Source organism: uncultured Campylobacter sp., assembly GCF_938002845.1.
Lineage (GTDB): Bacteria > Campylobacterota > Campylobacteria > Campylobacterales > Campylobacteraceae > Campylobacter_B.
Window position 1 is genome coordinate 46,746 of sequence record NZ_CALKZP010000015.1, and the last position, 21,478, is coordinate 68,223.

22 protein-coding genes are annotated in these 21,478 nt (G+C 47.1%); 13 read left to right on the forward strand and 9 right to left on the reverse strand.

The genetic code is table 11. The features are described from left to right. Positions 1-158: 158 nt before the first annotated feature. Positions 159-1,085, forward strand: a complete 927-nt coding sequence (locus Q0224_RS02170; protein WP_297948766.1) for a tRNA-dihydrouridine synthase — start codon at positions 159-161, stop codon at positions 1,083-1,085. On the opposite strand, the gene Q0224_RS02175 is transcribed toward Q0224_RS02170, so the two are convergent. After that, positions 1,062-1,448: a hypothetical protein gene (locus Q0224_RS02175; protein WP_297948767.1), complete on the reverse strand. Its 387-nt coding sequence runs from the start codon at positions 1,446-1,448 to the stop codon at positions 1,062-1,064. The genes Q0224_RS02170 and Q0224_RS02175 overlap by 24 nt on opposite strands. Before the next feature lie 195 nt (positions 1,449-1,643). Here Q0224_RS02175 and Q0224_RS02180 point away from each other — a divergent pair, with 195 nt between their 5' ends. Then, a complete protein-coding gene (locus Q0224_RS02180) occupies positions 1,644-2,375 on the forward strand; it encodes a metallophosphoesterase (protein ID WP_297948769.1) in 732 nt (243 codons plus the stop codon). Between the two features lie 121 nt (positions 2,376-2,496). On the opposite strand, the gene Q0224_RS02185 is transcribed toward Q0224_RS02180, so the two are convergent. Beyond that, complete coding sequence (locus Q0224_RS02185; protein ID WP_297948771.1) at positions 2,497-3,327, reverse strand: prephenate dehydrogenase; 831 nt, start codon at positions 3,325-3,327, stop codon at positions 2,497-2,499. Positions 3,328-3,408: 81 nt separating this feature from the next. Between Q0224_RS02185 and bamA the strand changes: the two genes are divergently transcribed. The 10 genes from bamA to Q0224_RS02235 all read left to right on the forward strand — a co-directional run bounded on the left by bamA (position 3,409) and on the right by Q0224_RS02235 (position 14,708). Further along, a complete protein-coding gene (bamA, locus tag Q0224_RS02190; RefSeq protein WP_291935735.1) occupies positions 3,409-5,664 on the forward strand; it encodes an outer membrane protein assembly factor BamA in 2,256 nt (751 codons plus the stop codon). Between the two features lie 564 nt (positions 5,665-6,228). Beyond that, a complete protein-coding gene (locus Q0224_RS02195) occupies positions 6,229-7,608 on the forward strand; it encodes a M23 family metallopeptidase (protein WP_297948773.1) in 1,380 nt (459 codons plus the stop codon). Positions 7,609-7,658: 50 nt separating this feature from the next. Next, entirely contained in the window at positions 7,659-8,543 is an 885-nt protein-coding gene (lpxC, locus tag Q0224_RS02200) for a UDP-3-O-acyl-N-acetylglucosamine deacetylase (protein WP_297942418.1), read from the forward strand. Positions 8,544-8,606: 63 nt separating this feature from the next. After that, entirely contained in the window at positions 8,607-9,005 is a 399-nt protein-coding gene (locus Q0224_RS02205) for a glycoprotease (protein ID WP_297948775.1), read from the forward strand. 8 nt (positions 9,006-9,013) lie between these two features. Then, positions 9,014-9,895: a homoserine kinase gene (thrB, locus tag Q0224_RS02210; protein ID WP_297948777.1), complete on the forward strand. Its 882-nt coding sequence runs from the start codon at positions 9,014-9,016 to the stop codon at positions 9,893-9,895. A 21-nt stretch (positions 9,896-9,916) separates the two neighbouring features. Next, entirely contained in the window at positions 9,917-10,144 is a 228-nt protein-coding gene (locus Q0224_RS02215; RefSeq protein WP_297882510.1) for a hypothetical protein, read from the forward strand. After that, entirely contained in the window at positions 10,128-12,836 is a 2,709-nt protein-coding gene (gene infB, locus Q0224_RS02220) for a translation initiation factor IF-2 (RefSeq protein ID WP_297948779.1), read from the forward strand. The genes Q0224_RS02215 and infB overlap by 17 nt, the downstream gene beginning before the upstream one ends. A 433-nt stretch (positions 12,837-13,269) precedes the next feature. Further along, positions 13,270-13,455 carry a hypothetical protein gene (locus tag Q0224_RS02225; protein ID WP_297948781.1) on the forward strand — a complete coding sequence of 62 codons (186 nt, stop codon included), beginning with the start codon at positions 13,270-13,272 and terminating at the stop codon, positions 13,453-13,455. 475 nt (positions 13,456-13,930) lie between these two features. Beyond that, entirely contained in the window at positions 13,931-14,296 is a 366-nt protein-coding gene (rbfA, locus tag Q0224_RS02230; RefSeq protein WP_297942404.1) for a 30S ribosome-binding factor RbfA, read from the forward strand. Further along, positions 14,289-14,708, forward strand: a complete 420-nt coding sequence (locus Q0224_RS02235) for a ribosome maturation factor RimP (RefSeq protein ID WP_297948783.1) — start codon at positions 14,289-14,291, stop codon at positions 14,706-14,708. Before rbfA ends, Q0224_RS02235 begins: the two co-directional genes overlap by 8 nt. Before the next feature lie 1,081 nt (positions 14,709-15,789). Here the strand turns inward: Q0224_RS02235 and Q0224_RS02240 are convergent. Further along, the gene (locus Q0224_RS02240; protein WP_297948785.1) at positions 15,790-16,044 is read right to left on the reverse strand and encodes a hypothetical protein; all 255 of its coding nucleotides are present in this window, start codon (positions 16,042-16,044) and stop codon (positions 15,790-15,792) included. Positions 16,045-16,581: 537 nt separating this feature from the next. Here Q0224_RS02240 and ribD point away from each other — a divergent pair. Continuing rightward, positions 16,582-17,802, forward strand: a complete 1,221-nt coding sequence (gene ribD, locus Q0224_RS02245; protein ID WP_297948787.1) for a bifunctional diaminohydroxyphosphoribosylaminopyrimidine deaminase/5-amino-6-(5-phosphoribosylamino)uracil reductase RibD — start codon at positions 16,582-16,584, stop codon at positions 17,800-17,802. Between the two features lie 79 nt (positions 17,803-17,881). Here ribD and Q0224_RS02250 read toward each other — a convergent pair whose 3' ends face one another. The 6 genes from Q0224_RS02250 to Q0224_RS02275 all read right to left on the reverse strand — a co-directional run bounded on the left by Q0224_RS02250 (position 17,882) and on the right by Q0224_RS02275 (position 21,341). Then, entirely contained in the window at positions 17,882-18,409 is a 528-nt protein-coding gene (locus tag Q0224_RS02250) for a hypothetical protein (protein ID WP_297948788.1), read from the reverse strand. A gap of 62 nt (positions 18,410-18,471) precedes the next feature. Next, complete coding sequence (locus Q0224_RS02255; protein WP_297948789.1) at positions 18,472-18,855, reverse strand: transporter; 384 nt, start codon at positions 18,853-18,855, stop codon at positions 18,472-18,474. A 158-nt stretch (positions 18,856-19,013) separates the two neighbouring features. Further along, positions 19,014-19,592, reverse strand: a complete 579-nt coding sequence (locus Q0224_RS02260; protein ID WP_297948790.1) for a hypothetical protein — start codon at positions 19,590-19,592, stop codon at positions 19,014-19,016. A 222-nt stretch (positions 19,593-19,814) separates the two neighbouring features. Next, complete coding sequence (locus Q0224_RS02265; RefSeq protein WP_297948791.1) at positions 19,815-20,096, reverse strand: hypothetical protein; 282 nt, start codon at positions 20,094-20,096, stop codon at positions 19,815-19,817. A gap of 101 nt (positions 20,097-20,197) precedes the next feature. Beyond that, entirely contained in the window at positions 20,198-21,154 is a 957-nt protein-coding gene (locus tag Q0224_RS02270) for a cation diffusion facilitator family transporter (protein ID WP_297948792.1), read from the reverse strand. A gap of 52 nt (positions 21,155-21,206) precedes the next feature. Beyond that, complete coding sequence (locus Q0224_RS02275) at positions 21,207-21,341, reverse strand: hypothetical protein (RefSeq protein ID WP_297948794.1); 135 nt, start codon at positions 21,339-21,341, stop codon at positions 21,207-21,209. Positions 21,342-21,478: the final 137 nt, after the last annotated feature.

Here is a 21,478-nt window from a genome sequence, read left to right on the forward strand (position 1 = left end):
GCAAATTAGCCAAGCTTAAAAATAAAATTCGCGCCTAAATGCGAATACCGCAGCCTATGAAATTTAAAATTTAAAGCTCGTGGCAAAACCCACTGCAAGCGTTGCGGCGTTAAATTTAAAGATTTAAATTCAGACGAAATCAAAATGAGAAATTTAAAATGACGGAAGATTTTTTTAAAAGGAACCCTCTATTTTTGGCGCCTTTGGCGGGCTTTTCGGATCCGCCGCTGCGGGGCGTAGTGAAAAAATTCGGCTGCGACGCGACCGTAAGCGAGATGATAAGCGCAAACGCCCTTGTTTTCGAGGGTGAAAAGACGCTAAAGATGCTCGAAAAAAACGCCGCCGAAACCCCATTTTTCGTACAGATCGCAGGCAGCGATGCGGAGATCGTCAAAAAGGCGGTTTTGCTCATCAACAAATTTGACGGCATCGACGGCATCGATCTAAACTGCGGCTGCCCCGTCCCCAAGGTCGTAAAGCAGGGCGCTGGCTCGGCGCTGCTGCTTGATCTGCCCCGTCTATCGCGCCTGGTTGAGACGATCAAAAAGTATTCGAACAAAAAATTTACGAGCGCGAAGGTGCGGCTGGGCTTTGGTGCTGTGGATATCGAAAATATCGCGCGCGCCGTACAAAGCGCAGGAGCCGATTTTATCGCGATTCACGGCCGCACCAGAGCGGGCGGATACAGCGCGGCGGTGGATTACGGCGCGATCGCAAGAGCCAAACGTGCGCTGCAAATCCCCGTGATCGCAAACGGCGACATAAACTCCTCCAATGCGCCCGCAGTGCGAGGCCTTAGCGGCGCAGACGCGTTGATGATCGGTCGCGCGGTAATCGGCAGGCCGTGGATATTTCGCGAGATCAAAACTGGCGAGCAGGCAAGCGATGCGCTAAAAAGGGAGATTGTGCTTTATCATTTCGCTCAAATGCTAAGCCATTACGGTGTGCGCGGCGTTACGATATTTCGCAAGCATCTGCATGAATACTCCAAGGGGCGCGAAAACGCCGCAAGCTTTCGCGAGCAGATCAACCATGTCGCCGCCGAGAGCGAAATGACTCGGCTAATCGAGGAATTTTTTAGCTAAATTTAGAATTTTAGGAACTCTGATGATTATTTTAAAAATTATAGCCTGTGCATTTTCGATGAGTTTTTGCTTGATGTGCATTTCAAGTTTGATGGGTTTTTTGACAGGGCAGATTTTTGACACGTCTAGCGTCTGGGATGGCGACCCTCTAGAATGGCTGCAGAAAAAATTCGCATATTTCCTATTTTTGTGGATATTTTCCTGCGGGATTTGCGCGATACTTGCCGCAAAGTTAAAGGATTTTGGTAAGCTCACGGATTTTTTCGTAAATTTATTTTTGCCTACAGCAGCGGTTTGGATACTATCGCCATTTTTAGGGATGATGATTGTGGCGCTGATTGTTTCAGATTTGCATCTTGCCACGTTTTATTCCTCGTTGCTTAGCGCATTAATATTTATCGTTCTTTTTATGATCGTCGTAGCTGAGGTCCTAAAGCAGATTTATCCGCCCAAGTCCTAGCGCGCGAAATTTTAAAATTTAGCGCAGAGCTTTTATCTACCGCTTATATCATAGCCCGCACGTTAAAAGGCGAGGGCGTTAAAATTTAAGGAGAAATTATGGAAAATATCTACATCATAGGCGACGTGCATGGCTGCTACAGATCGCTTTTGGCGTTAATAGAACAGCTGCCGCATAAATTTGATAGTAAAATTTGCTTCGTGGGCGATCTGATCGACCGAGGCCCTGCGAGTGCGGATGTGGTTGAATTCGTGCGCGCTCGCGGATACGACGCAGTGATGGGCAATCACGAAAAGCGCTTTGTGGGCAATGCAAAAACCGCCCTAAGATGCGCAAAGACGGGCAAATTTACGAGTTCAAACGACCCTTACGCATTTTTTAGCCTGGATGAAAGCTGGCTGTTTAATAATGGTGGTGAAGCGACGCTAGCGTCGTATTATCGTCACGGAGGCGTGAAGCAATGCAAGGAGCATCTGCGGTTTGTCTCGCGGCTGCCGATTTACTTGGAGTATGATTTGCGTGATGAAAGCGGTCGCGCGCTCGTCGTATCGCACTCTGCAGTGGGTCGCGCGTGGGGGATCAGACACGATGCAGAACGTGCGAAAAGCTTCGCCGCTCACGTGCTAAGCGGACGCGGAGACGATAGCGCGAATGATGGAATTTTTAATGTCTACGGGCACACGCCAGTAAAAAAGCCCATCATTACGGAATTTAGCGCAAATATCGATCTGGGCTGTGTTTATAAAAAGCACTGGGGCGAGAAGGCGAGGCTTTGCGCACTGGAATTTCCCTCAAAGAAAATTTTCACGCAGGAATGCATAGATTTTTGAGTTCGCATCCAGGCTCGCACGTATTAAAATTTAAATTGCGCAGGCTGTTTGAAAGCGAAATTTTAGAATTTAAAGGCGCGTTCTTGCAGCTCCCGTCGCGCAGTCAGGTCGCGCTGAAATTTTAAATAATATCCCTTAGCTTGCGCGCTTCATACATCCACGCCTCAAGCTCATCCCAGCGCTCGTCACGAATCATCTGCACGCAAATTTCAAGCTCGTTTTTAAAAGCGTCGATCGCGCCTAGGAGGTTCGTGCGGTTTTGCTTGAAAATATCGACCCACATCTGCGGCGAGCTCTTGGCGATACGGCTCATGCCCGAGAAGCTGCCGCCGGCTAAATTTATGATGTTGCGGCGATTTTCCTCTTTTAGTACGCTGTTTACGAGCGAGTAGCTGATCGCATGCGGCAGGTGTGAGATGAGCGCCACGTGGTGATCGTGGCTTTTTGCGTCCATAAATACGATCTTCATCCCCGCGAAAGAAAAAATTTCGACCGCGCGCTTGACATGCGTTTCGTCCGCGCCGTGATCGTCGCAGATGACGACTACCGCGCCGTTTAAAAGCTCTTTAAATGCCGCTTGCGGACCGGAGTTTTCGGTACCAGCCATTGGGTGAGCTGCGATGAAATTTCGTCTGATTTGCGGCGGGCAGTTTTGTAAAATTTTAAATTTCGTGCTTCCCAGATCAATGATCGTCGTTTCACTTCTGCAGTCGCTTAGTTTTTTCAACGTCTCAATAATTGCCTCCACGGGGATTGCAAGAAAGATCGCGTCGCAGCTTTGCTTCATCTGCTCCAAACTTAAAATTTCATGCACGAGCCCGAGTCGCAGAGCTTCTTTTTCGTTTTCGCGGTTGATGTCGCAGCCATAGACGGCGCTAATTATTTTGGTGCTTTTTAGACATAGCCCCAGCGAGCCGCCGATGAGACCCAGACCGATAATTCCTATCTTCATAAAATTCCTTTTTGATATATGCAAGTTTTAATTTTAATGTGGTATTATACGCAAATTATTTTCGTTTTTAGGTAAAATTTTATGAAAAAAAGCGTTTTTTTACTCTTAGTAGGCGGGATTTCCGTGGCGTGCGCCGCACAGATCAAATCCATTAAATTTGAAGGCCTTAGGCATCTTTCTCCACAGGTCGCACAGCAAATTTCAGGACTTAAGGTGGGCGATGAGCTTAACGGCGAGAACACCAATGCTGCGATCTCGAAGCTATTTGAACAGGGCTATTTCAGCGACGTTTATATCAGCGAACAAGGCGGCGCGGTCACGATTAACGTAACCGAAAAACCGACCATCGCCAAGGTCGAGATCAAAAACGTAGTTACCAACGACCGCGATAAGATAAATGAGCTCATCGGCTTGCGTCCGGGTCAGGTTTACGACGAGGTGGCTGCTAAAAAAGCAGAGACCCGCATCAAGCAATACTACGAAGTCAAGGGCTTTTTTGACACCGTGGTGGAATTTTATCCAAAGCCGATCAACGACGATAAATCGGTCATCTTACTAACGATCGAGGTAAATCGCGGCGAAAATATCATCATCGATAAGGTAAATTTAGTAGGCGCAGACAAGCTCGACTATGACGATATAGAGCCATCCGTCGCCAATAAAGAACGCGAGATGCTGGGCTGGATGTGGGGCTTTAACGATGGTAAGGTAAAAACCGCCGAGCTTCCTAACGACGCAAATAGAATTCAAGAAGAATATTATAAAAAAGGCTACTTAGACGCGCAGGTTTCTGCGCCGCTACTTAATGCCGATATGGATAATTATACTGCCGATCTTACCTACTATATCAGCGAGGGCGAGCAATACACCGTAAGCTCCGTAGATATCGAATATCCTGCAGATATAATCAAGCTTGATAAAGAAAAGGTTTTGGATGATTTCAAGCTTCAAAAGGGCGATACAATGAATTCCGAGCGTTTGCGCCGCGATATGAATACGCTAGAGACTTTAGTCGCGGATCAGGGATATGCCTATGTGCGCATCGTGCCTAAGACTAAGCAGGACAAAGAAGCTCGCACGGTCGCTATCACGTATCAAGTCATCCCTGAGGATAAAGTCTATATTAGAAACGTAACGATCTCGGGTAACGATAAGACCGAGGATAAGGTCATTCGCCGCGAGATGTATCTGACCGAGGGAAATTTATATAGCAAAACCGACTACAACGATTCGTTAAATTCTTTAAAACGCACGGGGTATTTCGATGAGGTGGAGATTAAAGAAAACCGCGTTTCTAACGATCAGATCGATCTTGAAGTCGCAGTTAAAGAAGCTCCTACGGGCTCTATCACGGGTGGTATCGGATATGGCAGCGAGGATGGAATTTTACTTAGCGGTGGTATCAGCGATCGTAATGTATTCGGCACCGGCTTGCACGGCGCATTCTCGGTCGAAAAGAGCGACGATCAGCTAAGCGGACGCTTGAGCTTAACCAATCCTAGAGTATTTGATTCTGAGTATAGCTTAGGCGGATCGATCTTTGCCAACGATTACGACTGGGACGACTACGATGAGAAATCTTACGGATTTTCAATCACGGGCGGTCGCAAGATCGGGCGTAATACCGATGTAAGCCTTACATATTATCTCGAAAAAAGCGAGATTAAGGGCTTAAACGAATATTACGCCAAAGCGGGCTATTTAGATGGCAAGAATTTAAAAAGCTCGATTATCCCGTCTATTACATACAACAGCACAGATGATTATTACTTGCCAAGAAGCGGTATGATCGCAAGTGCTAGCTTGGAATACGCGGGTCTTGGCGGCGATATGGACTACACCAAGGCGCGAGGATCGTTTAACTACTATTTTGGCTTGCGAGATTATATCGATCACGACATTATCTTTAGATACAAAGCTGCAACGGGCTATATGTGGGAAGGTAATAAAAAGATTCCTATCAATGAAAAACTATTCCTGGGCGGAATGAAAAGCATTAGAGGCTACGAAGGTCGCAGTATCCCGAAAAAAGAGATCTGCTTAAATGCAAATAATTGCCGCTATATCGAGACGGGTGGTATGCAGAGCTTCAATAACTCTTTTGAGCTAAGCTTTCCGGTGGTTGATAGGCTTAAAATGCGCTTTGTAACGTTTTTTGACTACGGAATGATCGGCGATCATGACTGGAATGAGGAGGAGCGCTACAGCACGGGCGCCGGTATCGAGTGGATGACGCCGATGGGGCCTTTGCAGTTATACTTCGTCAAGCCGCTTAATAAAAAGCCGCACGACGACACAAATAGCTTCGAATTTAGTATCGGCGCTAGATTTAATTAAACGCGGCGACTTGCGAACGCTGTGGCGTACGTAGAATTTTCTACCGCACGCCTTAAATTTAATAATGCTCGCGATTCTAGCCTTTCGTGTCGCGCTAATTTGCAGCCGAATTATTGTAAGCGGGTTGAGCTAAATTTTAATTGGAATTTCGCTCGGCTTAAGATGAAATTTAAACGCATATCTTGCTTTGAATTTTTTAGAATTTTAGTTATCAAGATAGTTTAAAATTTCATTCGTATGTAAAATTTTAAGTACAAGAGTTCTAAAAAATCAATACAAGCCATTTGCATACTTTATTTAAAGAAATTCTAATATTGAAATTTAAAGATTACGATATAGACGATAAACGCCGCTTTATTGCGCGCGGAATTTCACTGCATAGGATCTAGCGCGCCACTGAATTTTAAAGCTCATAAATTTTTGAGATTCTAAAATTGCTAGAATTTAAAATTTTAAATCGCCTCGTAAATCGCTAAACATTTGCGTTAAATTTTGCCTCGCTTTACCGATAATTTAAGTTAAGCTTGTAAAATCGCGCTCTAAAATCATATCAAAGGCTCTTTTATGCGTAGAAATGGCAATGGAACGAAGCTTAAAATTTTAATATTTCTTATTATAATATGCGCTTTGGTTTATGGAATTTTTAGAATTTTCACCTCGCCGAAATTTGAAAAAAATCCTCCGCAAATTGCGCTGGAAAATGAAATTTATTGGAATTTAACCTCGCCCTTGAAGATTAAAATTTCAGACGATACCGGCATTAAGCTCGTTCGCGTTAATTTAAACGACGGAGCCAGCACGATACCGCTACTAAATGAGGAGCTGAACGTTCCGCAAACGACGCTAGAGCTTGCCGTGCAATTTCCTAAAAATTTGATGCTTAATAAAGATAAAAACTACAAGCTCGAGGTTTTTGCAAACGACATTAGCTCGTGGAATTTTGCGCAAGGAAATAAGAGCGTAAAAATGGCAAATATAATAATAGACGACAAAAAGCCCGTCATAAATATCATCAATCAATCCTATAAAATCACCAAAGGCGGTAGCGCTGTAGTCGTATTCTCAGCTAAAGACGAGCGCCTAAACGAAGTCTATGTCAAAACCAACTATGGCAAAATTTTTAAAGCAATTCCTTTTGTAAAAGAGGGCTATTATGCGTCTCTCGTAGCGTGGCCTGCAAATTTGGAGGAATTTCGCGCAGAAGCGGTCGCCACCGATCGTGCAGGCAATGAAAGCATTTCGCAGATCAAGTATTTTTATCAGGATAAAAAATATAAAGTCTCTACTATCAAGCTAAATCCAGGTTTTATTAACGGCAAAGTAAGTGATCTGGCTAGCCAATATGCGCAGAATTTTAACTCTATGAGCGATCTGGAGAAATTTAAATTCGTAAATGAAACTCTGCGTAAGAAAAACGGAGATGATCTGCACGCTGCTACTAGCGCGGTGCACGAGGATGAAATAAATGGATTTGAGCTAAAGCCTTTTTATCCGCTTGCTAAAGGCGCAGCGGTAGCAAGCTTTGCCGATCATCGGATATTTTTTATGAACGACGAACAAGTAAGTGAGTCATGGCATATGGGGCTTGATCTAGCAAGCGTCGCAAACGCCGATATCAAAGAGAGCAACTACGGCAAGGTAGTTTTCGCGCAGGAAAATGGAATTTTCGGATTAAATTTAGGAATTTACTACGGCTTCGGATTATACGGCATCTACGGACACTGCTCGGCGACGCAGTTAAGTGTGGGCAGCGACGTAAAACCGGGCGACATTCTAGCACAGACGGGCTCAAGCGGCTTTGCTTTTGGAGATCATCTGCATTTTGGCATCGTAGTTCAGGGTGTGGACGTAAGACCCGAGGAGTGGATGGATCCTAAGTGGATGAAAGATAACATTACCGACGTCTTAGAAACGTCCAAAAAAGTAATAGAAAAAGGTAAGTAAATTTTAAAATTTTCGCTATAATGCGCGGGTTAATGAAAACGAGGATAGAAATGAGACAGACAACGATAGCTAAGAAAGTCCATAACGTCGGCATCGGGCTACACAAAGGTGAGCCTATCAGACTTACGTTAGAGCCTTTAGAGGCAGGCAGTGGAATCGTATTTTATAGAAGTGATCTTGGCATTAGTTTTAAAGCCGAGCCGAAAAACGTCATAAATACGCAAATGGCAACCGTCGTAGGAAATGAGAAGGGCTATATATCAACAATAGAGCATCTAATGAGCGCCATTAATGCCTACGGTATCGATAATATCCGTATCATCGTCGATGCTAATGAAATTCCTGTGATGGACGGAAGCTCCGCGAGCTTTTGTATGCTTTTGGACGAAGCGGGAGTAAGAGAGCTCGACGCGAATAAAAAAGCCCTTATTATCAAGCGAGCCGTGGAGATTCGCGAGGGAGATAAGCTCGTACGGCTAAGTCCTAGCAAGAGCCCGAAATTTGATTATACAATTAAATTTAGCCATCCGCTCATTGGTACTCAGCACCATGTTTTTGAATTTAGCAAAAAAGCCTATCTTAAAGAAATTTCGCGCGCCAGAACTTTTGGGTTTTTGAAAGATGTGCAAGCGCTGCGCTCTATGGGGCTAGCTCTAGGCGGCAGCTTGGAAAATGCCGTCGTAATCGATGAGAATAAAATTTTAAATCCCGAGGGATTGCGCTTTGAAAATGAGTTTGTCCGCCATAAAATTTTAGACGCGATCGGCGATCTTGCGCTCGTTGGCGCTCCGATTTTGGGCGATTATACGGCATTTGCGGGAAGCCACGATCTAAATCATAAACTCACTTTGGCAGTCCTTGCCGATGCGAAAAATTTCGAGCTAGTAGATCTTACCGCCGAGGTTGTGCGCGAATATCAAAAAGTCTTTGCTTAAGGCTGCAAAATCAAAGAGGTTGAAATTCTAATTGCCGCTCTTAGCGCTCCGTGCCTGCTCGGTGTGTATGAAAACGGCGCTAAGATAGCGGAATTTAAAAGCAATGAAGGCGAAAAAGCCGATAACTTTCTGATCTGCAAATTTAGCGAAATTCTAAAAACTTATAAAATCAAAGAGCTCATCTACGCAAATACTCCCGGCAGCTTCATGGGCATGAAGGTAAGCTATGTGATTTTGCGCACGCTTAGCATCGCTCTTGATGTGCCGCTGTACGCCATCAGCGGCTTTGAGCTAAGCAGCTTCGGACCGATCAGAGCAAATAAAAACTTCAGCTACGTTTATGAGAACGGCGAAGTGAGGATGAAAAAATGCGCTCCCGCCGCGCTATCTTTGCCGCAGGATTTATCGGTTTTAAATAAAAGCGATGATATACTTCCAAATTACATCATAGAAGCGGTTTAGGAGAGAGCTTGATTATAAGAATTCCTGCGACGAGCGCAAATTTAGGTCCCGGTTTCGACGCGCTCGGCCTTAGCCTAGGGCTATTTAATGAAGTAGAGATTACCGAGCAGAAGTTTTTTTGCGTATCGCTTAGCGGCGAGGGTAGCGACAGAGCGTGGCTAAAAAAGGGCAACGCTTTTTTGAATATTTTCAATGAAATTTACAGAAAACTAGGCGGCGGGCAAGAGATAAATTTTAAATTTGCTTTTCATAATAACATCCCGTTTTCGCGCGGGCTGGGCAGCAGCTCGGCCGTGATCGTAGGCGCTATCGCAAGCGCTTATAAAATTTGCGGTTTTGAGATCGATCGCGCTAAAATTTTAAACACGGCGCTGGAATATGAAAATCACCCCGATAATATCGCGCCCGCGACGCTCGGCGGCTTTGTCAGCAGCGTCGTAGACGGCAAGACGGTTCGCACGCAAAAATGCGAAATTTCGCAAGATCTGCAAGCGGTCGTCGTCATCCCCGATACGCCGATGCCTACGAACGAATCGCGCGGCAAGCTGCCTAAGAGCTTTTCGATCAAAGATTGCGTTAGCAACCTCTCGCATGCGGCGTTTCTGACCGCTTGCTTTATGCGGCGCGATTACGACAGCTTGCGCTATGCCTGTATCGACAAGATGCACGAGCAGATGCGCATGGGCGTGCTTCCGCAGCTTTTTGGGGTGCGCGAGATCGCCTATGATAACGGTGCGCTTATGAGCTCGCTCTCGGGAAGCGGCTCAAGCTTTTTAAATTTAGCCTACAGATCCGACGCCGCAAAGCTTAAAGCCTGCCTTAGCGAAAATTTTAAAAACTTCCGCGTCGAAATTTTAGAGATCGACAACGGTGGCTTTAATATTGACTAAGAAAAATAAAGATATAATCGCATGAGCGAACCGATTAGGATGTGCGTTATTTGCAGGGGGCGCTTCGCCAAGCGCGAACTCCACGCCTTTTTGCAAAATTTTAAAAATATAAGCTCAAACAGACAATTTTATATTTGCGACGGTTGCATAAATCAAAAAGAGAAAATTTCAAAATATCTATCTAAATTTGCGTCTAGCGCAGATTTGGGACATATCAAGGAGAGGGTTTTAAATGGGTGTTCTGATTAAAGATATCGCGGACGAGCTTGGATACGCAAGCAAAGAGATAATCGAAAAAGCGCAGGAGATGGGCTTTAAAAAGGTAAAAACCGCGTCGAATAAAGTAAGCGAAGAAGAAGCTGCCGCTATTTACGATTATATCCAGACGGGAATTTTACCGGGAAAAAAGTCAAAGCCTGCGAAAAAAAGCTCCGAAAAAGCGCAAGAAGACGAGAATAAGCCCGCTAAAAAACAGAGCGAAACTAAAAGAACCGCTAAAAAAGAGAGTCCTAAAAAGGCGGAAAGCTTAAAAGCTTCCGAATCCAAAGAGCCCGCGCAGAGCGCCAAAGAGCCTAGCGACGAAAAAACGCGTACGCAAGAGCCTGAGGTAAAAACCGAAAAATCCCAAAATCAAAAAGAGGAAATTTCCTCCGCCCCGCAGGAGAAAGAGGAGAAGCAAAGCACCGCTTCAAAGCCTGCGCCGGTGCAGATAAACAGCGGCGATAGCATCGCTAGCGAGAGCTTGCAAAAGCGCCGTGGTCTAGTCATCGTAAAAAAGAAAAAGGAAGTTCAAGCCCCGGTGGCACAAGATAGGACCGAGCCTAGGCGCGAAAAGATAAGTGCGAGCTTGGAGGCGATCTTTTCAAATGCCGAACTAAATTTGAAAAAGAAAAAGATCGAAAAGAAAAAAGCTCCCGCGGCTAAAAAAGAGGACGCCCTTAAAATCGACATCATTCCTGATCACGAGATGGCGGATATCGTCATTGAGGACGAGGATGTCGTGGTAATGCCCGATTTCACCGTCAAACCGATCCAGACCGAAAACCGCACCAAAAGTAAAAACCAACCCAATATTTATCGCGCCTCGCAGAATCAAATTTTCAGCAGTGAGGGCGGTATAAGTCGCGGCGGTCGCAAAAAGCATAAAAAAGCCCCTCGCGAGCAGGGTAGCGAAATCGTAAGCTCGGTAAATATCCCAAAAGAGATCCGCGTCTATGAGTTCGCCGATAAGATCAAAAAGCAGCCTAGCGAGATCATCGGCAAGCTATTTGCGCTTGGGATGATGACGACGAAAAACGACTTTTTGGACGAGGACGCGATAGAAATTTTAGCAAGCGAGTTTGGCATTGAGGTAAATATCATCGATGAGGCGCAGGAGTTTGACTATATCAAGGCCTACGAGAACAGCGAAGGCGAAGAAAATTTAATCGCTAGAGCGCCTGTCATTACCATCATGGGACACGTCGATCACGGCAAAACGAGCCTGCTCGATTATATCCGAAACTCTCGCGTAGCAAGCGGCGAAGCGGGCGGCATCACGCAGCACGTAGGCGCGTATATGGTCGAGAAAAACGGCAGGAAGATCACCTTCATAGACACTCCGGGCCACGAGGCCTTTACTTCGATGCGCGCGCGCGGAGCCGAGGTTACTGATATCGTAATCATCGTAGTGGCGGCAGACGACGGCGTTAAGCCTCAGACTAAGGAGGCTATAGCGCACGCCAAGGCGGCAAACGTGCCGATCATCATCGCGATAAATAAAATGGACAAGCCTAATGCTAATCCCGATCTCGTAAAAACGGGGCTTGCGGAGCTTGATATAATGCCTACCGAGTGGGGCGGCAGCTATGAGTTTGTACCGATCTCCGCAAAGACGGGCGACGGAATTGAAAATTTATTAGAGATCGTGCTTTTGCAGGCTGATCTTTTGGAGCTCAAAGCCGATCCTAGCAAGCAGGCTAAAGCAACAATCATCGAAAGTTCCCTGCAAAAAGGGCGCGGCGCCGTTGCCACCGTCATCGTGCAAAACGGCACTCTGCACGTCGGAGACACCGTCGTAGCGGGTATTGCATACGGCAAGGTGCGCGCTCTTAGCGACGATAAGGGCAGAGCGCTAAAGCAAATTTTGCCGGGCGAATGCGGAGTCATCATAGGCCTTAGCGAGGTTCCGGGCGCCGGCGAGACGCTGATCGGCGTTTCAAGCGATAAGGAGGCGCGCGAGTATGCAAGCAAAATTTACGAGCATCAGCGCCAAAAAGAGCTTAGCAAATCGACCAAAGTCACCATCGACGAGCTAAGCGCCAAGATCGCCGAAGGCTCGCTAAAGAGCCTACCCGTGATCGTCAAAGCCGACGTCGCGGGCTCGCTGGAGGCTATCAAAGCAAGCCTTGAGAAGCTCCGCAACGACGAGGTCAAGGTCGATATCATCCACAGCGGCATCGGCGGTATCACGCAAAACGACATCGCCTTAGCAAGCGCCAGCGAAAACTGTGTGATCTTGGGCTTCAACGTCCGTCCTACGGGCGAGATCAAAGAGCTTGCCAAGGAGCGCGGCGCGCAGATTAAGACCTACAACGTCATCTACAACCTAATCGACGATATCAAGGCGCTTTTGAGCGGCCTTATGAGCCCGATCATCAGCGAGGAGGCCTTGGGTCAAGCCGAGATCCGCCAGGTCATCAATGTGCCTAAGATCGGGCAGATCGCAGGCTGCATGGTTACCGACGGGCTCATAGCCCGCGGCGCAAAGATCCGCGTCATCAGAGAGGGCGTCATCGTTTTCGAGGGCAACGTCAGCTCGCTCAAGCGCTTCAAAGACGACGCTAAGGAAGTCGCCAAAGGCTTCGAGTGCGGCGTAGGTATCGAGGGTTACGACGATATGCGCGTGGGCGATTTTATCGAAAGCTACAAGCAAAAAGAGGAGCAGGCTACGATCGACTAATGCTCGCGGATTTCGCGTGGGCATTCGCTTCGTTTGCACGGCTTGCGGCTAAATTTTAAGCCTCGATCGCGCTTTGAAATTTTATGCTCGCAGAATTTGAGCGTAAAATTTCGCCTTTTAAATTTAGCGGCGGAGCGTGCGGGCAAGGCTTTAAATTTTGTCGGTTTCTGCGCGAGGCTCTGCCGTATAGCGTCAGTTTTGAAATTTTAATGTTTTAGATTTTCTTGCGGCGCAGCTTTGCGATCAAATTTTAAATTTACGTCGCTTACAGGTTGCGGATTTTCTGCGCGATTTAAATTTTAAATTTAATCGCGAAGTTGAAATTTTAAAGCGGTAAATTTAGATTTAGCGCGGCATCAAAGCGCTTTTAAAATTTAAGATAAATTTCGAAGCGGCGCAGTGTGGGAAAAACAGCAGCGCGGAGAATAGTGCGGTGCAGGCGGCGCAAAATGAGACCGCAACGGCGCGTGGTGTCATCGCGGCGCTGCCAAAAGACGGCAGCGTGGGTATCGTAAATAGCGACGCAGTAAGCGAGCGTAGCGCAAAGAGGATGCCGTCGCGCGCTGTATTATTGCGCCGCCAAAATGGCAGCGCGGCAGCGAATATAGCGCTGTGGTGAGCAGAGCACGGCGCAGAATAGCACCGCGTCTTGGCGCGAAAATATTTCTGTGGTAGGGCGCAATTATGCGACGAGCTTTTGTATGCGAGCCGCAAAATTCTTGCGCGATTTGCGTTTAAAATTTAAGCGCAAAAGCGGGCGGGCTAGAATTTAAAAGCAAAATTTCAAAGTCGAGCTCGCTTTTTAAAATTTAAAAGCGAAATTCTAAAAAGCGCGGCGTCGCTTGCAATACCTGCGCGCAGCAAACCGCTCAGAATTTAAATGTACGCTCCGGCGCATCGCAAGCCGCGTCAAATTTAAACAGACCGCGTCGCCGCAATACGGATATTTCGCCATGCCGAAGCGAGATAAAATTCTGTGCCGTCGTGAGACGGACGCTCCGCTGCGACAAAGCAATAAAATTCCGTCATCGCAAGACGCAAAATAAAATTCCATCGCCGCGCAATCTGCGGCGATTTAAGATAGCGAGGTAAAGATGAATCCGACCGAACTCAGAAGACTGCGCACGCAAAGCGTGCTAAAGCAGCTCATCCCCGAAGCGCTCGCGAGCCTTGAGGACGAGCTTTTGCGCGGGCTGTGCGTCACCGACGTAGAGTGCAAGCGCGGGCGTTACGACGCGTTCGTGTATCTGGATAAAAACGCCTTTGACGAGCGTGAGCAGGAATTCGTGCTCGAAAAGCTTGACCGCGTGGCGAGATATTTGCAAAACTTCTGCGCCGAGGCGGAGGGCTGGTACCGCTGCCCCGCGTTTCACTTCAAATTTGACGATCGCTTGGAGTATCAAAACAAAATGGACGATCTTTTTGATAAAATAGAGGAGGAGTTGCGCAAAAATGGTTGATTTAGAGGCTTTGGCGCGCGAGTGCGGCGTGCAGCTTTACGACGTGGAGACGGTGAGCGAAAACGGCAGAACGATCTATCGCATCAGTATCACGAAAGCAGGCGGCGTGGGCCTAGACGACTGCGAGCGGCTATCGAGGCTGCTTTCGCCGATTTACGACGTGGAGCCGCCGCTTGAGGGCGAGTGGACGCTGGAGGTCGGCTCGCCCGGGCTTGAGCGCAAGCTAAGCAAGCCGCAGCATTTCGCAAACTCCGTGGGCGAGCTGGTGCGCCTAAGCCGCACGGACGGGCAGAAGCTAAGTGGAGAGGCGCTTGGCTGCGAAGGCGGCGTGCTTAGACTGCGCACGGACGGCGGCGAGGTAAGCGTGCGACTTGACGAGATCAAAAAGGCGCGAACCTACGTGCAGTGGTAGCGGCGAGAAATTTTAAAATTTTACGCGCAGGGCTTTGGGGTACGGCGCTTGAGAAGCGCAGACTTAAATTTTAATCTAAAGAGGCGGGGCTAATTTGGATTTGCCTCGCTTTTTGCGCGCTTTTAAGTATCGCTCCTATCGCGAGCCACGCATGCGCGCGGTATCTCTCGCCTTGCTTTTTAATTTGACGCGCGATATTCGGTGCGGCTTTCAAAAACACATACCGCGCGCGAACCTTTCGCGTTGAGCTTGATCGTATCGCACGAAAGCATTTCTGCGTTGCAATTGTTCGCATGCGCACCGCGGCGAAACGCTGTTTCGCCAAGCTTTCAGCGGAGCTTGCGCCCGTGATTATCGACATGTGATACGAGCGCGCGTGCTGCGGGCAGAGCGAAAATTTCGATAAATATGAGCCTCTCGCGCGGACGTGCCCGCAGCACCGCCTTGTTGCGTCGCATGGGCACGCGAGCATGTTAAATTTTGGATTTTTTAAAAATTTGCCGCTGTCGGTCGCTTTTGATCTCTCGCGGCGCTCGGCGCAAAATTTTAAAATTCCGGCGCCGCTTGTTTGTTTTGAAATTTCAGATCGCGCCGACAAAAGATAATTTTTACGCCACTGGGCGGCGCTTTGAAATTTCAGATCGTACCGCTAAAAAGCAAGCTTCGCGGCGATTGCTGCTGCGCAAATTTTTAATTCCCATGCCGCGCGTGCCGTTTTGAAATTTCACACTGCACCGTTAAAAGGTAAGTTTTGCATGACATTTGCGCGCCACTTTGGAATTTCACGGCATGTCGCTAGAATCGGCTAAATTTAAAATTTACGCGCTATTTCGGCACGGTAAAATTCCACGCTAAAATTCCGCCCGTAAATTTTTGATACAAAATTTCTGCGCTAATTTTCGCCTTAAAATTTTACCCGCAGAATTTTAAGCGACTAAATTCTGCCCGTAAAATTTACATTTTAAAGCTCTGCGGGCGGAGGTTCGCGCGCGTTCGGCGGGAGCTTAATTAGCCGCCGGCGAATTTTAATGTTCGTCCGGCAAAATTTTAATCACCGAGCAAGCGGCGCGGATGTTTGCGACTATGAAGCGGAAATGCCGATTGTGGCTAGCAGCATGGGCGAGGTCATGAGCCCTACGATCGTAAGGATCCACGCTAATATCGCTATTACGAGCGAGGCTTGCTTTTTGACGGCTTGATAGGTCGCGGCGATCGCGCACAAAAACGCAAGCGGAACAAAGACGATCCCTAGAAAAAATATTCCTAAAATCGCGAAGACTATGGAGAGTATCCCAAGCACGTTTGATTGGGGTTGAACGGTCGGTTGTTCAGACATTTTAATCCTTTGAAAAAAATTACGTAATTCTACCCCCCCCTGAATTTGAGCTGAAATTAAGCCGCGCCTTTTGGGGCTGTATATTCACGCTCGATTGCGATTTTGCCATGCGTCTATTAAAATTTTACTTCGCAAAGCCGGCTCCTCCGCGCTATTGGCAGACGCTTTTTTGCACGATAAGCGTAAAATTTTGTGCCGTCCGTGCACGAAACGGATGCCGCAAAATTTGCGATTTAGGATAAAATTCTAAAACCTGTGGTAAGATTTCGCAGTTTCGCTTCCGCGCGGAATTTCGCCCGGGCACATACGGCGCGCGGCTTGCAAGCTCTGATAATTTAGCGTTTAAAGCAAGCTCAATGCCTTACAGATAGGCTAAAGCGCAAGGTCGGCGTCATCCAGCGCAGCGAGGAAGGGCGTAGGTGGGCGAGTCGGTTTGCGCCGAGGTGCAATTTGTTGCGAACAGACGCGATTACTGGCTCGTCGCAAATCGGCTAAGCAAGCGCGGCGGAGCGGGACAATTTAAATTTTGGATTTTGCATGAACGACGAATTTTACATGGATTTGGCGCTGCGTGCGGCGTGGCGCTATCAGGCCTTGACGCTACCCAACCCCGCCGTGGGCTGCGCGCTGCTGGATAAGAGCGGCAGAGTTCTAAGTATAGGCGCGCACAAAAAAGCGGGATTTTTGCATGCCGAGGTAAACGCCGTTTTTGCCGCGCTGTGCGATCTGGACGTAAATTTTGCGCAGGATTTCGCTTGCGAATACGCCCGCAAATTCGGCGTAAAATTTCAAAACACAAAAGCTCTAAAAAGCGCGCTTTTGCAGCCGAGCTTCACTTATGATTTTATCCTAAACCGCCACGGCGGGCTTTTGGGCGGCGCTTGCGCCTATGTCACGCTTGAGCCCTGCGCACACCGCGGCAAGACCCCGTCTTGCGCCGAGCTTTTGGCGCAGCTCGGACTATCGCGCGTGGTAATCGGCGCGCGCGATACGAACGCGCAGGCTGCGGGCGGCGCGGAAATTTTACGCCGCGGGGGCATAGAGGTGAAATTTGACGTTTGCCATACCGCGGCAGCGGAGCTTGCGGAGCCGTTTTATCTGGCGCGCGAGAGCAGCTTTTGCTTCATCAAAATCAACGCTGCGCTAAACGGCGTGGTGCATGGGCGGATCGGCAGCGAGAAGCAGCGCGCGTTCGTGCACGAGCTGCGTGGCGTGTGCGACTACGTAGGTGTGGGCGGGCAGACCGTGCGCGCCGACAGACCGACGCTGGATGTGCGTGCGGCCAAATCTGATGAAATTAGCGCTTTGGTGGGCAGAGCCGATATGCTGGCGCTAAATACTCGTGCTCCCGAGCTCGGCGAAATCAGTGTTTCGGCACGCGCCGATAAATCGGCGTTAGACGCGCGCGTTGCGCCGCAAAATCTAAAGCCGCGCGCGCCCGATGTTTGGATATACTCGCACCGCGCGCTTTTGGATTTTGATGAAAGCATTCCACTTTTCGGCGTCGCAGGGCGCAAGGTGGAGGTCTCGCAGTCGCTGCCCGCGGACGCGAAAATCACGATGATAGAGGCGGGGGCGAGCTCGTTTGACGAGTTTGCGCAGTTTGCGAGCCACGCGCTTATTTTTTACAGTGCACAGATGAGGAACGCGGGAAATTTCAAAGCAAATGCCGCTCTACAGCCGCTTTTTATCTCCAGCGCAAGCGATCCGCACCTAGAAGCGAACGAATTCTACGGCTGGTTTAAAATTTTAAAGTAGAGCAAGATAGTACTGTAGCTGCAGAAATAGTATTTTAATCAAAATCTTGTGTTTACCCGGTAAAAAAGCAGTAGCGACTTTAAATATCTAAACATAGTATCGGTATAATCACAAAAAACGCGATTATAAGCAGTACGATCAATAGTGCTTTGTCAATTTTGGAGTATTTTTTGATACTGCAATTTTGCAAAAATTTCCCAAGTTCGTATTCGCTATTCCTAAATAGCCGAGCTGTCCAAATTATCCCTAAAAATAGACACATTGCTGAAAATGCCGCATTTGACTTTTGCCATACGAATATACCGAAGATCATAAAAAACGATAGTATGCTTACGATAAATATACCTATAGTCGCAAAAGCAACGAAAAATATGAAATTTAGCTCGCAATCGATGCCTAAAATGCGAAAGTCGATAATTTTATCGGCAATATAAAATGCTAAAATTATCGTTAGGATAGCTTCTGCGATCTGAACGTCTAAGGAAGCATAATGCAAAAAAGGTGCGTCAAAAATCATACCTACGCGTAATAAAGTAAAGCCGAGCGAGAATGAGAATACGCCCGTCAGTACGATACCTAAAAGTAATTTGTAGAAATATATTTTCATACGCAATCCTTAAAATTCTGCGAAATTATACGCAATAGCAGCTTAAAATTTTGATCGCAAATTTAGCGTAAGCTTTGAAATTTTTCACGTATGCCGCAAGCAACGGCGCAGAGCGAGTATAAAAAACAGATATATGCCGCAAGCGGGACAAAAGCGACAAATCCCGAAGCATAAACTAAAGCGACTAGCACATATGTGGCATTTGCCAGCGCAGGTATGCTATAAGTCCAAAGCTCTGGCTTTTCAAAAGGGGTGTCGATAGCGTTAAAATACAAAGCTAAATTTACGACAAGCAGTAGAAAAAATATATAGTTCTTTTTCATAAAAGGAAAAGCGGCGCAAACCAAGACTACTATCAAATTTAATGCGATAAGAAAACCTATGTAATTAATATCTATAAAGGCGCAAAGTAAGCCTAAAATCGCGATTAATATATGTCGTTTCATAACCGATTGCCGTCCTTTTTAATTCCTGTAATTATAATGCGTAGGTTTAAATTTTGATAAAAAAGTATTCCGTGCTTAAAATTTTGTCGCGCCGTGCGGGCGATCTACGCCTATGAAATTTAGCGCAGACAGACGAAATTTAAACTGGGCGCTTAGCTTTATTTAGATTCAAAAACGATAAAGTTTAGCCATATTATTACGCCTATAAGCAATAAAATAGACGATAGTGTTTCGTTGGCATTCCAGCGCCTTTTTAGACTAACAATTTGTAAAAATTTACCGAGCTCGTAATCGCTTTTGCGAAATGAAAATGCCGTAGAATAGGTGCCTATGAATAATATCACGGCGGATAATATCGCTATTAGTTTTTTATCCAGATCCAGACCAAATAGCATAAAACCGAATACTATGATATAAGTAACGGCGGTAAGCGCTAAAATTCCTATCGTCGCAAAGGCGATGAAAAATATAAAATTTAGCTTGCGATCGACCTCTTTGACGTAAAAATCGCTCAAACTGCTGCTGATATAAAAGGCGAATAGCTCAAGAATCGCCGTCGTAAAAGGCAGACGAATATCGCCCGGAAATAAAAAATATCCCTTCAAAAGACTCATAAGATCGATATTTGAAATATTTTCAATATGCCACGAAACAACGTAAAATGAAATCACAAAAACCGCCAAAAAGACGTTGCCCAAAAGGAACTTGTAAATTAGGTATTTTATGTTTTTGCGCACCTTGGCTCCCTAAAATTTCGCGAGATTATACGTCAAATTTGCTTTTAACCGCCTCAAATCGGCAGGAAAATTTGATGAGTGAAATTTAGCCAAAATTTTAATGTGTAGTTTAAATTTGCGGTTTTATTTACAGCTCAATTCGCGGCGCGGAATTTTAAAATTTAGTGGTGCGATATGCTTGGCTAAATTAAAAATGTAGCGCGCTATGTCATTTTAGCGCTATTAAAATGAAAGGCGTTTGGCTAAATTTAAAACCACTCCGTGCCGTCCGATAAATTTCGCTGCATTTGCTAGCCTGCCGCTTCGGTCAAATTTAAAATTCTGCAAACGCGTATAGGCGCCGTTTTGAATGGTGCGGCGACCCGCTGCGTAAAATTCTACTATTTTGCGCGTACAGCGCCTGATTTTGAAATGGCGTCCGCGGGGCGAAATTTTAAAATTCCACCACGCGTAGGGATTTAAAATTTCATAACGAGCGCAAAATTTTAAAATTTGAAACCTCAAAATTCTAAAATTCCGAAATCTCGCGGCGCAGGCAAATTTAGAATTTAAAACTCAAGCCAAATTTTAAATTCTAAATTGAGCGGAATTCCAAATCCAAAAATTTAGTGATGATGCCCCAAATGCCCGCCCGCGGCATTTGATCTTACTTCGCAGATGAGCTCGCCGTCGCATTCGTTATCGCTGCTCTCACACTGCAACGTCGTGTGCGTGATGCCCAGATGCTCCATTTCGTGCGATATTTCGCGCAAGATCCGCTCCGCCTCGCGCACGCTCAGCTCGCCGCTGACCACGATATGCGCCGTGAGCGCGTTTGCGCCGCTCGTGATGCTCCAGACGTGCAGGTCGTGCACCGAGAGCACGCCGTCCACGCCCCTGATCTGCGCGACGAGCCCGTCTAGGCACACGCCCTTTGGCGAGCCCTCCATCAGGATATTTAGGCTGTCTTTTAGCACGCCCCAGCCGCTTTTTACGATTAGCGCGGCCACGAGCACGCTAGCCGCCGCGTCCGCCCAGCCCCAGCTAAAGCACATCATCAGCACGGCCGCCGTGATCGCGCCCACCGAGCCCACGGCGTCGCCGAGTACGTGCACATAGGCGCCGCGCATATTGACGTTTTCTCTCACGTCGCCGCCGCGCAGCATATATAGCGCCACGATGATGTTTATAGCAAGGCCCAGCGTGCTGATGGCGAGCATGCCCGCGGTGGCTACCTCGGGCGGGTTTTTCAGGCGTCTGGCCGCCTCGATAACGATCAAAACGGCGATCGCGACGAGAGCGAGAGCGTTTATCGTCGCGGCTAAAATTTCGATCCGCCTGTATCCGAAGGTCTTTTGCAGATTGCCTTTGCGTTCGCCGAATTTAAACGCAAATAGCGAAAGCCCGAGCGCCGCAGCGTCTGATAGCATGTGCCCGGCGTCTGAAAGCAGGGCGAGCGAGTTCGTCGCGAAGCCGCCCGCGACCTCGATCAGCATAAAAGCGGATATTATAAGGAAGGAATTTCTCAAAACGGTTTTATTTGATGTGTGCGAATGTGCGCAATGGGCGTGATTTTCGTGCATTTTGACCTCGTTTTTCGGCAAATTTTAGGTACATTATACCCCAAAAAAGCGCTTAAATTTTATCTATATCGCCTTCCGGCTCGGCGCTTGTGTACTTGCCTATGTCTTTTAACTTGCTAAACTCTTCCACTAGCCTCGGCGCGTCGTTGGGACTGATCCCGAGCGTCTTAAATGCGCTATTTTGCATAAAAATCCTTCGGTTAAAATCGCGCGGATTTTAGCTGATTTTAAAATTTGCGTCAAATTTTTTGAAAATTTTTGCTGTAACTCTTGACATTACAACAAAATTTGACTATACTTCGTTCATCAGTTGTAAGTTATAAC

Excerpts from the sequence above, each read along its gene's own strand:
- Q0224_RS02170 (WP_297948766.1), top strand. The coding sequence starts at position 159 with ATGACGGAAGATTTTTTTAAAAGGAACCCTCTATTTTTGGCGCCTTTG.
- Q0224_RS02180 (WP_297948769.1), top strand. The coding sequence starts at position 1,644 with ATGGAAAATATCTACATCATAGGCGACGTGCATGGCTGCTACAGATCG.
- Q0224_RS02185 (WP_297948771.1), bottom strand. The coding sequence starts at position 3,327 with ATGAAGATAGGAATTATCGGTCTGGGTCTCATCGGCGGCTCGCTGGGG.
- bamA (WP_291935735.1), top strand. The coding sequence starts at position 3,409 with ATGAAAAAAAGCGTTTTTTTACTCTTAGTAGGCGGGATTTCCGTGGCG.
- Q0224_RS02195 (WP_297948773.1), top strand. The coding sequence starts at position 6,229 with ATGCGTAGAAATGGCAATGGAACGAAGCTTAAAATTTTAATATTTCTT.
- lpxC (WP_297942418.1), top strand. The coding sequence starts at position 7,659 with ATGAGACAGACAACGATAGCTAAGAAAGTCCATAACGTCGGCATCGGG.
- Q0224_RS02215 (WP_297882510.1), top strand. The coding sequence starts at position 9,917 with ATGAGCGAACCGATTAGGATGTGCGTTATTTGCAGGGGGCGCTTCGCC.
- infB (WP_297948779.1), top strand. The coding sequence starts at position 10,128 with ATGGGTGTTCTGATTAAAGATATCGCGGACGAGCTTGGATACGCAAGC.
- rbfA (WP_297942404.1), top strand. The coding sequence starts at position 13,931 with ATGAATCCGACCGAACTCAGAAGACTGCGCACGCAAAGCGTGCTAAAG.
- Q0224_RS02235 (WP_297948783.1), top strand. The coding sequence starts at position 14,289 with ATGGTTGATTTAGAGGCTTTGGCGCGCGAGTGCGGCGTGCAGCTTTAC.
- Q0224_RS02240 (WP_297948785.1), bottom strand. The coding sequence starts at position 16,044 with ATGTCTGAACAACCGACCGTTCAACCCCAATCAAACGTGCTTGGGATA.
- ribD (WP_297948787.1), top strand. The coding sequence starts at position 16,582 with ATGAACGACGAATTTTACATGGATTTGGCGCTGCGTGCGGCGTGGCGC.
- Q0224_RS02250 (WP_297948788.1), bottom strand. The coding sequence starts at position 18,409 with ATGAAAATATATTTCTACAAATTACTTTTAGGTATCGTACTGACGGGC.
- Q0224_RS02255 (WP_297948789.1), bottom strand. The coding sequence starts at position 18,855 with ATGAAACGACATATATTAATCGCGATTTTAGGCTTACTTTGCGCCTTT.
- Q0224_RS02270 (WP_297948792.1), bottom strand. The coding sequence starts at position 21,154 with ATGCACGAAAATCACGCCCATTGCGCACATTCGCACACATCAAATAAA.
- Q0224_RS02275 (WP_297948794.1), bottom strand. The coding sequence starts at position 21,341 with ATGCAAAATAGCGCATTTAAGACGCTCGGGATCAGTCCCAACGACGCG.